Here is a 15,798-nt window from a genome sequence, read left to right on the forward strand (position 1 = left end):
GTTTCCTTCTCTCGAACACCGGATTCGGGAAAACCACGCTTGATATTTCTCAAACATTGGCGCGGACCTGAAATGTACGCGCACAAATCGAATCGAACAATCTTTTTATAGTTCATTAAATGTTCCGCAATCCGGGACAATCGACATTTCGCTGCAATTTTGTGTCGTCGGCGCGACAGATCCGTTGCACGCATACCCGTGTCGCGTGCCGACCACACACTGCACCTGCATGCCGCGCTGCGCGCGCACGGCGGTCGGTTAGAATCCCGTGCAATCAAACAGAAAGCTTCCCTCCGAGGGCAATCGAGCGATGAAGCAGCGCGACAAGCACAACAAAGAAACCAACCAAACCAACCACACGACCCGGCTGCTCTGGCGCATCGGCGCCGTCGCGGCGCTCGGCGGCGCGGCGGCGCTGTCGCTGCATGCGGGCGCGGCGCGCACGGTGAGCGTGTCGCCGCAAGGCACCGTCACCGAAGTCCGGCAAAGCGTCGTCAAGTTCGACGAACCGATGGTCGCCTTCGGCTCGGCCTCCGCGCCGAGTCCGGCGCGCGTGACCTGCAACGATTCGACCGCCGCGCGCGGTTCGGGCCACTGGCTCGACGACAAGACCTGGGTTTACGATTTCGAAAGCGACCTGCCGCCCGGCGTACGCTGCTCGGTCGCGCTCAACGACACGCTGCGCTCGGTCGCCGGCAATGCGGCCAGCGGCCCGCGCCGCTTCACGTTCCAGACGGGTGGCCCGTTCCCGGTGTCGGTGCGCCCCGGCTCCCGCGAGATCGAGGAGCGGCAGGTCTTCGTGATGAAGCTGAACGGCCCGGCCGAGCCGCGTTCGGCGCTCGCGAACATCTGGTGCGAAGCGGCCGGCATCGGCAACCGCATTCCCGTCACGGCGGCCGACGACGATACGCGCAACGCGCTGCTCGACCATTTCGGGCTGAAGAAGGAGGCCGCGCGGGTGCTGACACTGTCGTGCTCGCAGGCGCTGCCGGCGAGCGCGAAGATGCAGCTCGTATACGGCAAGGGCGTCGCGAGCCCGAGCGGCATCGCGAACGAAACCGAACGGCGCTTCGATTTCACCGTGCGCGCACCGTTCGCCGCGAGCTTCTCGTGCGAACGCGAGAACGCGAAGGCGCCGTGCACGCCGCTGCGCCCGCTCACGCTGTCGTTCAACGCGCCGATCTCGCGCAAGCAGGCCGAAGCGATCAAGCTGCGCGGTCCCGACGGTTCGCTGTCGCCGACCTTCGCGGCCGACGATCACAGCGAGGAAGTGACGACCGTCACGTTCAACCCGCCGCTGCCGGCGCAGGCCGGCCTGACAGTCGAGCTGCCGTCGGGCCTGCGCGACGTGACCGACCGGCCGCTGTCCAACGCCGATTTGTTCCCGCTCGCGACGCGCACCGCGCCGATGCCGCCGCTCGCGAAATTCTCGTCGGGCACCTTCGGGATCGTCGAGCGCTTCGCCGAACCCGATACGCCCGCGCTCGTGCCCGTCACGCTGCGCAACGTCGAGGCCGACCTGCATATCGCCGGCCTCAATGCGGGCGGCGCGCAATTCGCGAACCTGAAGGTCGAGAACGACACCGCGATCCGTCAATGGATGCGCACCGTCGATCGCTTCGACAACTGGTCGATGACGGCCGGCTCGATCGACAGCCAGATTCCCGGCCTGCTGGAACGCAAGGGGCAACACCCGGTCTACGTGCCGCTCGAGGCGGGTGAAAAGCAGCCCGCGCCGAAAAACCGCCGCATCGACGTGCGTTCGCTGTCGCTGCTCAAGGGCGAGCCCGGCGCGCAGGTGCTGACGCTGCCGAAGGCCGATCCGAAAGCGCTGCGCCCGTTCGAAGTGGTCGGCGTGCCGATCGACAAGCCCGGCTTCTACGTGCTCGAACTCGCATCGCCCGCGCTCGGCCGCTCGCTGCTCGCGAAGCCGTCGAGCATGTACGTGCGCACCACCGTGCTCGTCACGAACCTCGGCGTGCATCTGAAACAGGCCCGCGAGAACAACCTCGTGTGGGTCACGACGCTCGACAAGGGCAAGCCGGTGCCGAATGCGCAGATCCGCGTGTCGGACTGCAACGGCGACGAAATCGCGGCCGGCAAGACCGACGCGCAGGGCCTGCTGAAGATCGACGGGCCGTTCGAGCCGAAGCGCGCATGCAGTTCGTCGGAACAGCGCTTTGACGACTACTTCGTGTCGGCGCGCGTCGACGATCCGAAGACGGGCCCCGACATGGCGTTCGTCAGCTCGGGCTGGAACCGCGGGATCGAATCCTGGCGCTTCAACGTGCCGACCGACACCGACAGCGCACCGACCGTGCGCGCGCATACGGTGTTCGACCGCACGCTGCTGCGCGCCGGCGAAACCGTGTCGATGAAGCATTTCATCCGCACCGAAACGCTGCAGAGCCTCGCGTTCCCGTCGCAATACCCGACGCGCGTGACGATCCGCCACCTCGGCACGGGCCAGACCTACAAGCTGCCCCTCACGTGGGCGGCCGACCACAGCGCGGATTCGCAGTTCACGCTGCCGGCCGCCGCGAAGCTCGGCGAATACAGCGTCGAGCTCGCAGGCGGCCCGGACGATGCGCCGACCGCCACCTACTACAGCGGCAGCTTCCGCGTCGAGGCGTTCCGCCTGCCGGTGCTGAAAGGCTCGATCGGCGCGCGCGACGCGCAGAAGAGCCCGCTCGTCGCCGTCAAGGAAGCGCCGCTCGCGGTGCAGATCGACTACGTGTCGGGCGGCGGCGCATCGAACCTGCCCGTGCAGGTGTCGGCGCTGATGAAATGGGCGTCGCCGCCGTTCGCGGATCGTTTCGAGGATTTCAGCTTCACGCCGTATCGCCCCGACACGAGCGACGGCAATGCCGACGACGATGCGCAGGACGGCGACAGCGCGTCGTCGGCGGCGTCGAGCAACGATCCCGACGCGACGAAGCTGATCGCCGACAAGCTGCCGCTGACGCTCGACCGCAACGGCGCGGGCTCGGTCACGCTCAAGGGCCTGCCGGACGTCGACGCACCGAAGCGCATCGCGCTGGAGGCGACGTTCGCGGACCCGAACGGCGAAGTGCAGACGATCCGCGGCGACACGATCCTGTGGCCGGCCGCGGTGGTGGCCGGCATCAAGGCCGGCCGCTGGGTGTCGGTCGGCCAGCGCGTGCCGGTGCAGGCGCTGGCGGTCGACCTGCAGGGCAAGCCGCGCGCGTCGGTGCCGATCGAGATCAAGGGCGTCGCGCGCATCACGACGTCGTCGCGCAAGCGGATGGTCGGCGGCTTCTATGCGTACGACAACAAGAGCGATACACGCGACCTCGGCGTGCTGTGCTCGGGCAAGACCGACGACAAGGGCCGCATGGCCTGCGACGCGACGCTCGAGCAGGCCGGCAACGTGCAGCTGATCGCGGTCGCGAAGGACGGCGACGGCCGCACGTCGAATGCGTCGACGTCGGTATGGGTCACGCGCGAGGACGAACTCTGGTTCGGCGGCGACAATACCGACCGGATCGACGTGATCCCCGAGAAAACATCGTACGAACCGGGCGAAACGGCCCGCTTCCAGGTGCGCATGCCGTTCCGCTACGCGACCGCGCTCGTCGCGGTCGAGCGCGGCGGCGTGATGGAAACGCACATCGTCGAGCTGAACGGCAAGAACCCGACCGTCGACCTGAAGGTCGGCGAATCGTGGGGGCCCAACGTCTACGTGTCGGTACTCGCGCTGCGCGGGCGGATTCGCGAGGTGCCGTGGTATTCGTTCTTCACGTGGGGCTGGAAGGCGCCGGTCGAATGGGCGCGCGCGTTCTGGCGCGAAGGCCGCCACTACGAGGCGCCGACCGCGTTCGTCGACCTGTCGAAGCCCGCGTTCCGCTATGGCCTCGGCGAGATCAAGGTCGGCACGGGCGTTCATCGCCTCGGCGTGACCGTGACGACCGACGCGACCCGCTACACCGTACGCAGCAAGGCGCAGGCGCACGTGAAGGTCACGCTGCCGAACGGCCAGCCGGCACCGGCGGGCACGCAGATCGCCGTCGCGGCCGTCGATGAAGCGCTGCTCGAACTGATGCCGAACAACAGCTGGGACCTGCTCGACGCAATGCTGCGCCGGCGCGCGTACGGCGTCGAGACGGCCACCGCGCAGATGGAAATCGTCGGCCGCCGTCACTTCGGCCGCAAGGCCGTGCCGGCCGGCGGCGGCGGCGGCAGCGCGCCGACCCGCGAGCTGTTCGACACGCTGCTGCTGTGGAACCCGCGCGTGACGCTCGACGCGAACGGCAGCGCAACCGTCGACGTGCCGCTGAACGACGCGCTCACGCGCTTCCGGATCGTCGCGATCGCGGCGGTCGGCCCCGACCGTTTCGGCACGGGCAGCACGTCGATCCGCAGCACGCAGGATCTGCAACTGATCTCCGGCCTGCCGCCACTCGTACGCGAAGGCGACGCGTTCCGTGCGCAGGTCACGCTGCGCAACACGACTGACCGCGCGATGCAGGTCGTCGTGACGCCGCGCGTGACGGGCCTCGACGTCGCACCGCAAACCGTGTCGCTGGCCGCGAATGCGGCGACCGAGGTCGCGTGGACGATCACCGTGCCCGAGCAGGCGCTCGACGCGGCCGGTGCGCTGAACTGGCGCATCGAGGCGGCCGAGCAAGGCGGCAAGCGCGCGTCCGACGCGCTGGCCGTCGCGCAGAAGGTCGTGCCCGCGCTGCCGGTGACCGTGCAGCAGGCGACGCTCGCGCAGGTCGACGGCACGCTGACGGTGCCCGTCGCGGCCCCGGCCGGCGCGGTGAGCAACGCACAAGGGGTACCGCGCGGCGGCATCGCCGTGTCGCTGCAGTCGAAGCTCGCCGACGGCCTGCCCGGCGTGCGGCGCTGGTTCGAGCGCTATCCGTATCGCTGCCTCGAACAGCAGACGTCTCGTGCGATCGGGCTGCGCGACCCCGCGCAATGGCAGGCGCTGATCGCGCGCATGCCCGTCTATCTCGACAGCGACGGGCTGGCGAGCTACTTCCCGCCGTCGTCCGACGATTCGCACCACGGCAGCCCGACGCTGTCGTCGTACCTGCTCGTGGTGTCCGACGAAGCCAGCCGCCTCGATCCGCGCTTCGCGCTGCCGGAAGACCTGCGCACGCAGCTCGAGGCCGGGCTCGCGCGCTTCGTCGACGGCCGCCTCGAGCGCAACGCGTGGGCGCCGCGCCAGGATCGCGACCTGCGCAAGCTCGCCGCGATCGAGGCGCTGTCGCGCTACGGCGCCGCGCAGGGCCGCATGCTCGGTTCGATCGAGATCGCGCCGAACCAGTGGCCGACGTCGGCGGTGATCGACTATCACGCGATCCTGACGCGCGTGAAGGACATCCCGCAACGCGACGAGAAACGCGCTCAGGTCGACCAGATCCTGCGGGCGCGCCTGACGTACCAGGGCACGCAGCTCGTGTTCTCGACCGCGCGCGACGACGACCTGTGGTGGTTGATGACGAGCAACGAGACCAACGCCGCGCGTCTCGCGCTGGAGTTCGCGGGCGACCCGGCATGGAAGGACGAAATGCCGCGCGTGACCGCCGGCCTGCTCGCGCTGCAACGTCAGGGCGCGTGGCAGACGACCACGTCGAACGCGCTCGGCCTCCTCGCGGTCGAGCGCTTCTCGCGGACCTACGAGAGCACGCCGGTCACCGGCGCGACGAAGGTTGCGCTGGGCGGCGACGAGCGCTCGATCTCGTGGTCGCAGGCGGCGTCGGCCGCGCCCGCCGATGCGCCGGCTTCAGCCACACCGGCGACCCGCGCGGCTGCCGCGCGCAGCGTACTGATGCCGTGGCCGCGTGCGTCGCAGGGACCGGCCACGCTGTCGGTCGCGCAAGACGGTACGGGCCGCCCGTGGGCCACGGTCGAAAGCCTCGCGGCCGTACCGCTGCGCGCGCCGTTCGCGGCCGGCTACCGGATCACGAAGACCGTCACGCCCGTGTCGCCGGCCGTCAAGGGCGTGCTGACGCGAGGCGACGTCGTGCGCGTGCATCTCGACATCGACGCGCAGAGCGACATGACGTGGGTCGCCGTCAACGATCCGATCCCGTCCGGCGCGACGATCCTCGGATCGGGCCTCGGCCGCGATTCCGAAGCCGCGACGCAGGGCGAGAAAACGCCCGACGGCGCATGGCCGACGTTCATCGAGCGCGACTTCGACGGCTACCGCGCGTACTTCGACTATTTGCCGAAGGGTAAATTCTCGGTCGAGTACACGGTGCGGCTGAACAACGTCGGCACGTTCGGGCTGCCGCCGACGCGCGTCGAGGCGCTGTATGCGCCGTCCGTGTACGGCCTGTGGCCGAACCCGCCGATGACCGTGAAGCCGGCCGACGCGGGCAAGTGACGAGACCGCGATGATCGATCTGGCCTTGCCGCGGCCGGCGCGTTTCGCCGGCCGCGTATTCGTCGCCGTCGTGCTGGCCGCGCCGCTCGTCGCGCACGCGCTGCCCGGCTACGACGACGTGCGACGCAACTGGCGCAGCTCCGACTGGGTGCTGCTCGCGCGCGACGGCACGCCGCTGCAGCGCACGCGCATCGACCTCGCCGAACGGCGCGGCGACTGGGTATCGCTCGCCGACGTATCGCCCGCGTTCCGCGAGGCGATCGTCGTGTCCGAGGACAAGCGCTTCTACGAACACAGCGGCGTCGATTGGCGCGGGATTGCCGGCGCCGCGTGGGGCAACCTGTGGAACGAGCGCACGCGCGGCGCGTCGACCGTCACGATGCAGCTCGCGGGCCTGCTCAGCGATTCGCCGCGCCGTTCGGGCCAGCGCTCGCTGCCGCAGAAGGCCACGCAGGCTGTGAGCGCGCTGTGGCTCGAACGCAGCTGGCGCAAGGACCAGATCCTCGAGGCGTACCTGAACCTGGTGCCGTTCCGCGGCGAAACGATCGGGCTCGGCGCGCTGTCGCAGGTGCTGTTCGGCAAGGCGCCGTCGGGCCTCGACGCACGCGAGGCCGCGATCGCCGCCGCACTCGTGCGCGCGCCCAACGCGGCCCCGGCAAAGATCGCCGAACGCGCGTGCCGGATTCTGCGCGACATGCAGGCCGCGCAGGCATGCGCGTCACTCGACGGCTACGTGCAGCTCGTCACCGCGCGCCCGGCCAACGCGGTACGCGACGACGGCGCCGCCCTCGCCCCGCACTTCGCGCGGCGCATCGCGGCCGAGGTCAAGCCGGTGGCCGGCGCGCAGGTCCGCACGACGCTCGATGCGCCACTACAGCGCTTCGCGCAGGACACGCTGATGCGCGCGCTGACCGAACTCAATGCGCCCGCGCACCGGCGCAACGTGCAGGACGGCGCGGTCGTCGTGATCGACAACGCGACCGGCGAGATCCGCGCATGGGTCGGCTCGTCGGGGGCGCTGTCGAGCGCGCGCGACGTCGATGCCGTGCTCGCGCCGCGCCAGGCCGGTTCGACGCTCAAGCCGTTCCTCTATGCGCAGGCGATCGACGAGAAACGGCTGACGGCCGCATCGCTGCTCGACGACGCGCCGATCAACCTCGCGGCCGGCGGCGGCCTCTATATTCCGCAGAATTACGACAAGGATTTCAAGGGCTGGGTGAGCGTGCGCAGCGCGCTCGGCGGCTCGCTGAACGTGCCGGCCGTGCGCACGCTCGTGCTCGTCACGCCGCACCGCTTCGCGCGCACGCTGACCGCGCTCGGCCTGCCGCTCGCGCAGGAAGGCGATTACTACGGCTTCAGCCTCGCGCTCGGGAGTGCGGACGTCACGCTGCTGTCGCTGACCAATGCATACCGCGCGCTCGCGAACGGCGGCGTCGCGCGCAAGGTGGTCGACCTGCCGGCCACGGCGCCGACGCCGGCATCCGGCGCATCGGCGCCCGCGGGGGCGGACACCGGCACGCGCGTGTTCAGCGAGGCGGCCAGCTTCGTCGTCACCGACATCCTGTCCGACAACAACGCGCGCGTGCGCACGTTCGGCTTCGACAACCCGCTCGCGACGCGCTTCTTCTCGGCGGTCAAGACCGGCACGAGCAAGGACATGCGCGACAACTGGACGATCGGTTTCACGTCGCGCTATACGGTCGGCGTGTGGGTCGGCAATGCGGACGGCTCGCCGATGTGGGACGTGTCGGGCGTCACGGGCGCGTCGCCCGTGTGGTCGGCCGTCGTCGGCTACCTGCACCGCGACCTGCCGAGCCGTGCGCCGCGCGCGCCGGCCGGCGTCGAGACGCGCCGGATCGTGTTCGAGCGCGACATCGAGCCGGCACGCAACGAATGGTTCATCGCGGGCACGGCGGTCGACACGATCCGGCTCGCGGCGCCCGTCACGCCGGGCAAGGGCGGCGCACGGGCGCCGCTGACGATCGGCGCGCCGACCGACGGCACGATCTTCGCGATCGACCCCGACATTCCGCCGAAGAACCAGCGGATCTGGTTCGAGCGATCGGCCGGGCACGCGGCGAAGTTCGCGTGGCGGCTCGACGACAAGGTGATCGGCCATGCCGATCGCGTCGCGTGGCTGCCGTGGCCGGGCCGGCACCGGCTCGAACTCGTCGATGCGCGCGGCAACGTCGCCGATGCGATCGGCTTCGAGGTGCGCGGCGCATTTGCGAAGCCGGCCGCACGCAAGCCGTGAGCCGGCGAACCGGCTTGCTGGCCAGCCGTATTCGCTTTCCCCGGATCACGACATAGAATGACAACAGCGCCGCATTCCCCCACGCGCACCGGTTGCCTCATTCTTTCGGATTGCCCGCGACCATGAACATTCGCATTACGCGGTTCACCCGCCCCGCGCTGGGCGCCTTGTGCGTTGCAACGCTCGCCGCCCTCCAGGCCTGCAACGGCGAGGCCTGCTTCGGCGTCGACGCGTGCTTCAACGACAACACGCAAACCGTCTCGCTGTCGGGCACGGCCGCGACGGGCGATGCGCTGGCGAGCGCGCAAGTCACGGTCAATTGCGCGGCGGGCTCGGCGACGACGCTGACGGACGGCGGCGGCAACTACCATGTGACGCTCAACGCGGCGCCGCCGTGCGTGATCACCGTGGCGTCGGGCGGCGCAAGCCTGCATTCGCTCGCGTACGCGGGCGGCACCTTCAACACGACGCCCGAGACCGAACTGCTGCTCGTCTATCTCGCGGCGCAACTGGGGACGAACACGGCCGGGCTGATCGGCAATTTCCAGGGCACCCTGCGCTACCAGCGCGCGATGAACAGCCCGGACACCGTGCAGGCCGCGCAATCGGCCGTGGTGACGAACCTGCAGCAGCGCTATGCGGTCACGCTCGCGGCGCCGGCGTTCCTGACCACGTCGTTCGTGGTCGGACAACCGGGTGTCGACAGCGATCTCGTTGCGCTGGGCAAGGCCGGGGCGATCGATTCGAACGGACTGCCGGACCCGGTGGCCGTGTCGCTGTTGCAGCAGGCCGGGGCCGCGCATCCGCTGTAAGCGACGCGAGACGGAACGGGAATCGACCGTCAGGCGCCGGCTTCACGCACGTCGTCGGCCAGTAACGCCCAACGCTCGTGGTCGCGCCATTCGCCGCCGATGCGCAGATAGCGCGGCGAAAATCCCTCCTGCCTGAACCCGAGCCGTCGAACCAGCGCGATCGACGCATGGTTGCCCGGCTGGATGTTCGCTTCGAGCCGGTGCAGCCCGAGTTCGCCGAACGCGACGTCGATCGCCGCGCGCAACGCGTCCGTCATCAGCCCCTTGCGGCTGAAATCCGCCATTCCGTAGTACGCAAGATAAGCGCTCTGAAACACGCCGCCGACGATCTCGTTGAGATTCACCACGCCGACCACCGCGCCCGACGCCCGCTCGCGCGCGACCAATCCGAGGTTCGGCCCCGTCAGGCAGCGGGCGAACCATTGATCGAACCCGGCCTGGTCGATGAACGAATCGACCCACGGCAAATGGTGACTCCGACTCGCGCGGTTGGCGACGATCAGGTCGGCGGCGTCGGACCGGGCGACGCGGTTCAGCAGGATACGGTTCATGAGTCGATCGCGAGCCGGCGCTTACGCCGCCTCCCCGCTCCCGCACACCACCGGCGCCGCCTGCTGCTGCGACAGATACCGCAGCAGCTTCGTCACCATCCACACGACGATGAACGACAACGCGACGAAGAACACCGCGAGCGGCGTCAGCACGTGAATCGACACGAAACCGGCCAGGCCCATCATCGCGGACGACACGAGCAGCAGCGCACAGCCGAGAATCGCGCTCGTCAGGCCGGCGATATGCGGAAACAGCGAATTGCCCTTCGCCATCAGCGTCGGATACATCGCGCCCGCGCAGAAGCCCATCACGAGCACCGGCGTCGCAAGCGTCCACACGCGCAGGCCGATGGTCAGCGCCAGCACCAGCATCGCGATCGATGCGCCCGCCATCACGCGCGCGCCGATACGCAGCCGTTGCTCGGCGCTCGGCAGCCCGCGGCCGTGAATCCGGTTCGACAGGCCGCCGAGGAAATACATGAGGCCGATGCCGAGCGCCAGATACCCGAAGAAGGTCGGCGGCTTGTGCAGCGTGGTCTGCACCATGAACGGCCCGACGATGTTGAACACCAGCAGGATGCTGTAGCACAGCCCCTGTGCGAGGAAGCAGCTCTGGAACACCGGGCTCGCCAGCACCTTGCCCGTGTTCGCCATCAGCGTGCGCGGCACGAGATGCACGGGCTTCGGCAAGGTTTCGCGGTAGCGCCACAGCAGCGCCCACATCGCCAGCGAGTAGACCAGCAGGAACACGAGGCACGCGCGCCAGCCGAACCATTCCTGCAGGTGCGCGCCGATCACCGGCGCGATGATCGGCGCCAGCCCCCACGCGATCGACATGTACGTGAACGCGTGCATCAACGCCTGGCCGGAGAACGAATCGGTGATGATCGCCTTCGCGAGCAGGTTGGTGGTCGCGATCCCGAAGCCCTGCAGGCAGCGCGCGAGTACGAACGTCTCCAGGTTCGGCGCGCCGAGCGACAGCAGACAGCCGATCGTGTAGATCACGAGCCCGAACGCAAGCACGCGCTTGCGTCCGTAGGCGTCGGCGATCGGCCCGAAGATCAGCTGGCCGAGCGCATAAGCCGCCATGTAGCCGGACACGCTCGACTGGATCGCCTGCGGCGTGGTCGCGAACGAACGGGCCATGTCGGGCAGCGCGGGCACGTAGATGTCGATCGCGAGCTGGCCGGCGGACGCGAACAGGCAGATCAGGAACAGCAGGAAGCGCGGCGAATTCGACTCGCGCGCGGGAGTGGGCGTGGCGTTCATGACGACTGGGAAGGAGGTCGGGCAGCAGGCCGCACCGTCAATGTTCGAATGCCGAACATGCGTGCGGTGGTGACGAATTCCGTATTGTGCCTGTTGTTGCACCCGACGACAGGATTCCCCCTGGCGCGGGCGAGGTTGAATGCCGACTGCGGCACGTCCTGAAATGCGCGGATCGGGCCGGCGGGCGGCGATTTTAATGTTGATTTAAGCCGACGGCCGCATTGTCCTGGATGGCTCACTCCGTGAGCCGTACGTCATTGTTGATTCGATCAGTCTCGTTTGATGGAGATACGAAGATGCGATTCCGTTCGTATATGGCGGCGGGCACGCTGGCGCTGGCGCCCGTGCTCGCGCTGGCCGGACAGGCCGGCGCGGCGGCGGCCGCCCAACCGATGTTCGTCAATGTCGACGGGCAGGCCGTGCCCGTGAAAGCCGAAACGCGCGTCGTCCAGACGGACGTCGGCCCGATGAAGGTCAGCACGTGGAGCTGGCGTAGCCCGCAAGGCGGCGCGAGCTTCGAGATGCAGACGTCGTCGGGCGGCATGCCGCCAGCGGCGGCGTTGCGGCAAATACAGGCCGCGCAGTACCGGATGCAGGCGGCGCAGGCGCAGATGGTCGCGATGCAGCAGCAGATGATGGCGCTGCAGCACATCGCGCTCGCCAACGCGTTCGCGATGCCGATGCCGCAGCCGGTCGGGTTCGCGATACCGGCGTGGGCCGCTCCCCAACCGGTGCTCGTCATCGTCCCGGCACAGCCGCCGATGCCGTCGGCGGCGCCGGCAACGCCGGCCGCACCCGCCGCCCCCGTGGCGCGCGGCCCGGAAATCAAGGCCTGACGCGCTTCGCGCCGCTCGGCGCTCTGCGCTCGAACCGCCGGCACGTGCCGGCGGTTTTTCATTGCAACGGCCGAATCAGTACTGCGCCTGATCCGTCGGATTCTTGAACAGCTGCTTCATCTCCGCCGACAGCGGATAGTTGAGGCTCACGCCCTTCGGCGGAATCGGCTGCATGAACCACTGGTCGTACAGCTTCTCGGCCGCGCCCGAGGTTTGCATCTTCGCGATCACGCCGTCGACGACACGCTTGAACGCCGGATCGTCCCTGCGCATCATGCACGCGTAGTTTTCGTGAACGAGCGGCGTGCCCGCGACCGTATACGCACCCGGATTGCGGTCCTTCGCGATTTCGCCGTACAGCAGCGGCTCGTCCATCACGAACGCGACCGCGCGCCCGGTCGTGACGTTCATGAACGCTTCGGCATGATCCTTCGCGCTGATGATCGTCATGTTCATCGCCTTCTCTTCGTTGAGCTTGCGCAGCAGGCGCTCGTCCGACGTGCCGGCCGTCGTCGCGACCGTCTTGCCGGCCAGGTCTGCGAAGTCCTTCACGCCCGAATCCTTGCGCGTGCTGAAGCGGATACCGTAGAGGAAGATGCTGTTCGAGAACGCGGCCTGCTTTTGCCGTTCTAGCGTATTCGTCGTGGAGCCGCATTCGAAGTCGATCGTCCCGTTCTGCAGCAGCGGAATCCGGTTCTGCGACGTGATCGGAATCTCCTTCACCGCGAGGTTCGGCACGTTCAGATCCGTCTTCAACTGGTCGATGATGCGCGACGCGATGTCCCGCGAATAGCCGATGTTCTTCTGCTGGTTGTCCGAATACGAGAACGGCACCGACGACTCGCGGATGCCCAGCGACACGACGCCCGTGTCCTTGATCTTCTTCAGCGTACCGGTGAGGGCCTGCGCGTGGGCGGTGCCCGCCAGCGCGCAGGACAACGCGACAGCCAGCCAACGGAAGCGGTAATCCATGCTTTTCTCCTGACGAAACCTCGATCGAATCGCGATCGTACGCCCAACAAAATTCGCACCGCATCGGGGAAAGCGTCAAGCGCCCTCTGTCTCGGGCCTCACCGAGAGAAATCGTTTCCGCGCCGCGCAAAAGCGCCTGCGCCGCACGTTTGGCTTGGGCCGTCTGCCCGCAGTCTTGCACCCGATGCACAGATCATCCGTTCCAAACGGGTGTTCATGCTGCAGGACAGCATCGCAATCGTTTGCGTCCCGCACCTTTTTCACACAAAACATATTCAAGAAGCCGCCTCATCAGCCGTTACCCAATGCATGGCGCGTCGCAGCAGCCCTGGGTGCGCCGAACAAAAACAAGGTCCGGTTTACGCCGGACCAGGCACCACCGCCGGCACGACGGTTATCTTCGAGGATCGACTTTCAATATGAAAGCCAAACGCTTCAATTTCGCGCTGGCCCGTCCGGCCCATGCGCGCATGCTCGCCGGTATGCTGTCCGCCGCCGCTCTCCTGCCCCTCGCCGGTTGCGGCGGAGGCGGCGGCGACGGCAGCAACCCGTCTTCGTCCAACGCGGCACCCGCACCGACGCCCACGCCGGCGCCCGCTCCGACGCCTGCTCCCGCACCCGCGCCCGCCCCGCCGGCGTCGACCGGCGGCAATACGTGCACGTCGCAGCAGGCCGCCACACAGATGGCCGCGCAAACGGCGCCGGTCGAGCCGCCGGTCGATCACCTCATCGTCAAGCTCAAAACGCTGACGGCCACCCGCGCGATGGCGACCATCGACAACGGCTCGCGACTCGATGCGGTGATCCAGCGCGCGATGACGCGCTGGACGGCGCCCGTGACCGGCAACGCACGCGCGTACGCGAGCACGGTTGCGCCAACGCCGGTGAACGTACAGGTCGAACGAACGATCTCGAGCGGCGCGACCGTGCTGTCGCTCGGCCAGCGCATGGCCGCCGCCGATGCCGCCGCGCTCGCACAGGCGTTCGCGGCCGACAGCGATGTCGACTACGCGGAACCGGATCACCCGATGCAGATCCGCGACACGCCGAGCGATCCGCTCTACAACCAGCAGTGGTACCTGTCCGACCCGGCCGCCGGCATCAACCTGCCACCGGCGTGGAACGTGACCAAGGGTTCGCCGACCGTCGTCACCGCCGTGCTCGATACCGGCTATCGGCCGCACGGCGATCTCGTCGGCAACCTGCTGTCCGGCTACAGCTTCATCAGCAACGTCAACACCAGCAACAACGGCTTGACGCGCGGCCCGGACGCAACGGATCCGGGCGACTGGGTCACGCAGCAGGAGCTCGACAACGTCAACGGCCCGTACTATCACTGCGCAAGCCAGCCGAGCAACAGCAGCTGGCACGGCACGCGCGTGATGGGCGTGATCGGCGCGACCGCCAACAACGGCACCGGCGTCGCCGGCGTATCGTGGCTCGGCCAGATCCTGCCCGTGCGCGTACTCGGCAAGTGCGGCGGCGTGACGAGCGACATCGCGGACGGCATGCGCTGGGCAGCCGGCATCACCGTGGCCGGCGTACCGACGAACCCGCGGCCGGCGAAGATCATCAACCTGAGCCTCGGCGGGGTCGGCGCATGCAGCACGACGTTCCAGCAGGCGATCGACGACGTGACCGCGAAGGGCGTGACCGTGGTCGTCGCGGCCGGCAACGACGGCCTGTCGACCGGGCTCGACCAGCCCGCGAACTGCCGCGGCGTGATCACCGTCGCCGCGACCGACGCGACGGGCCGACGCGCCTCGTTCAGCAACTTCGGCGCCGACGTCGCGCTGAGCGCGCCCGGCGTCAACATCGTGTCGACGTCGAACACCGGCACGACGACGCCGGGCTCGGACACCTATGGCCCCGCGAACGGCACCAGCCTCGCGGCGCCGCAGGTGACGGGGGTCGCCGCGCTGATGCTGTCGGTCAACGGCAACCTCACGCCCGCGCAGATCCTGCAGAAGCTGCAAGGCGGCACGCGCGCGGCGAAACTCGCGGCCGGCACGTCGTGCACCGCGCTGCCGGCGGGCTCGGGCATCCTCGATGCAGGGGCCGCCGTCGCGACCGCGAACCAGTAACCGGCACCTCGTTCGACACGGCCGCGCGCATGCCGACATGGCATGCGCGCGGCTGTTTCATGACGGGCTGCCGCACACGCCCGCGAACGCGTACCGGCACGATCAAGTATCTCGAAATAACGCCTGACAAAAGGGTTGACGCTTCGCATAGCGAGCCATTACCATCGCCCCGGTCTCATTACATGGAGTGTTCTGTGAACACCGATGCGAGTTGTAGTTGGTGCGTCACCAACTTGACTGCTGCCTGAGGAAAACGCGCAGAGCCTCGTCTTCTGCCGCATCCCGGGAAGCAGGATGCGGCGTCCTTCCGGCCTGACTACCGGCCAGATCTCCCGCCGAATTTTCGATGTTGTCGAATGCACGCGACGCGCCGTCGCGCGTGTGCGTTCGCGTTACACGCGGCGCCAGCCGCGTGCGCCCTCCGTTCGCGTGCCGTCCGGCCGCGCGCGTCATTGCGCGCGCCGCTGCCGATCGCCCGCGCCGACAATCCGCAACCGACAGGAGTGCAGATGAACTCAGACGACAGTAGTCGATTACCGCTCGCCGGTGCGACGCTGCGCATCGACACGCCGTCCGCATCCCGCGCGCCGGCGAGCGTTCCCGCCTTTACCGACCCACAGCCGATCGCGCCTGACGCGACGCGGCGGGGAGCGTGCGTG

General features: G+C 68.5%; 8 protein-coding genes. 5 read left to right on the plus strand and 3 right to left on the minus strand.

Annotation, left to right across the window (positions count from 1 at the left end; all coding sequences use genetic code 11):
* Positions 1–310 precede the first annotated feature (310 nt).
* The 3 genes from A9Z05_RS10110 to A9Z05_RS10120 all read left to right on the plus strand — a co-directional run bounded on the left by A9Z05_RS10110 (position 311) and on the right by A9Z05_RS10120 (position 9,427).
* Positions 311–6,361, plus strand: a complete 6,051-nt coding sequence (locus A9Z05_RS10110; RefSeq protein ID WP_069617962.1) for an MG2 domain-containing protein — start codon at positions 311–313, stop codon at positions 6,359–6,361.
* Between the two features lie 10 nt (positions 6,362–6,371).
* Positions 6,372–8,615, plus strand: a complete 2,244-nt coding sequence (gene pbpC, locus A9Z05_RS10115; protein ID WP_069617963.1) for a penicillin-binding protein 1C — start codon at positions 6,372–6,374, stop codon at positions 8,613–8,615.
* 122 nt (positions 8,616–8,737) lie between these two features.
* The gene (locus A9Z05_RS10120) at positions 8,738–9,427 is read left to right on the plus strand and encodes a hypothetical protein (RefSeq protein WP_069617964.1); all 690 of its coding nucleotides are present in this window, start codon (positions 8,738–8,740) and stop codon (positions 9,425–9,427) included.
* A 29-nt stretch (positions 9,428–9,456) separates the two neighbouring features.
* Here the strand turns inward: A9Z05_RS10120 and A9Z05_RS10125 are convergent, their stop codons facing one another.
* Together A9Z05_RS10125 and A9Z05_RS10130 are read right to left on the minus strand one after the other, a co-directional pair.
* Positions 9,457–9,978: a GNAT family N-acetyltransferase gene (locus A9Z05_RS10125; RefSeq protein WP_069617965.1), complete on the minus strand. Its 522-nt coding sequence runs from the start codon at positions 9,976–9,978 to the stop codon at positions 9,457–9,459.
* Between the two features lie 21 nt (positions 9,979–9,999).
* The gene (locus A9Z05_RS10130) at positions 10,000–11,247 is read right to left on the minus strand and encodes a multidrug effflux MFS transporter (RefSeq protein ID WP_069617966.1); all 1,248 of its coding nucleotides are present in this window, start codon (positions 11,245–11,247) and stop codon (positions 10,000–10,002) included.
* Positions 11,248–11,543: 296 nt separating this feature from the next.
* Between A9Z05_RS10130 and A9Z05_RS10135 the strand changes: the two genes are divergently transcribed.
* A complete protein-coding gene (locus A9Z05_RS10135; protein ID WP_069617967.1) occupies positions 11,544–12,083 on the plus strand; it encodes a hypothetical protein in 540 nt (179 codons plus the stop codon).
* Between the two features lie 75 nt (positions 12,084–12,158).
* On the opposite strand, the gene A9Z05_RS10140 is transcribed toward A9Z05_RS10135, so the two are convergent.
* Complete coding sequence (locus A9Z05_RS10140; RefSeq protein ID WP_069617968.1) at positions 12,159–13,055, minus strand: glutamate/aspartate ABC transporter substrate-binding protein; 897 nt, start codon at positions 13,053–13,055, stop codon at positions 12,159–12,161.
* 419 nt (positions 13,056–13,474) lie between these two features.
* On the opposite strand from A9Z05_RS10140, the gene A9Z05_RS10145 reads away from it, so the two are divergent.
* Positions 13,475–15,139, plus strand: a complete 1,665-nt coding sequence (locus tag A9Z05_RS10145; RefSeq protein ID WP_069617969.1) for a S8 family peptidase — start codon at positions 13,475–13,477, stop codon at positions 15,137–15,139.
* Positions 15,140–15,798: the final 659 nt, after the last annotated feature.

Origin of the sequence: Burkholderia sp. A2 (assembly GCF_001729305.1) — a bacterium.
Lineage (GTDB): Bacteria > Pseudomonadota > Gammaproteobacteria > Burkholderiales > Burkholderiaceae > Burkholderia > Burkholderia sola.

Bases quoted from the DNA above. Each gene is read 5' to 3' on its own strand.
- A9Z05_RS10110 (WP_069617962.1), top strand. From the start codon at position 311: ATGAAGCAGCGCGACAAGCACAACAAAGAAACCAACCAAACCAACCAC.
- pbpC (WP_069617963.1), top strand. From the start codon at position 6,372: ATGATCGATCTGGCCTTGCCGCGGCCGGCGCGTTTCGCCGGCCGCGTA.
- A9Z05_RS10120 (WP_069617964.1), top strand. From the start codon at position 8,738: ATGAACATTCGCATTACGCGGTTCACCCGCCCCGCGCTGGGCGCCTTG.
- A9Z05_RS10125 (WP_069617965.1), bottom strand. From the start codon at position 9,978: ATGAACCGTATCCTGCTGAACCGCGTCGCCCGGTCCGACGCCGCCGAC.
- A9Z05_RS10130 (WP_069617966.1), bottom strand. From the start codon at position 11,247: ATGAACGCCACGCCCACTCCCGCGCGCGAGTCGAATTCGCCGCGCTTC.
- A9Z05_RS10135 (WP_069617967.1), top strand. From the start codon at position 11,544: ATGCGATTCCGTTCGTATATGGCGGCGGGCACGCTGGCGCTGGCGCCC.
- A9Z05_RS10140 (WP_069617968.1), bottom strand. From the start codon at position 13,055: ATGGATTACCGCTTCCGTTGGCTGGCTGTCGCGTTGTCCTGCGCGCTG.
- A9Z05_RS10145 (WP_069617969.1), top strand. From the start codon at position 13,475: ATGAAAGCCAAACGCTTCAATTTCGCGCTGGCCCGTCCGGCCCATGCG.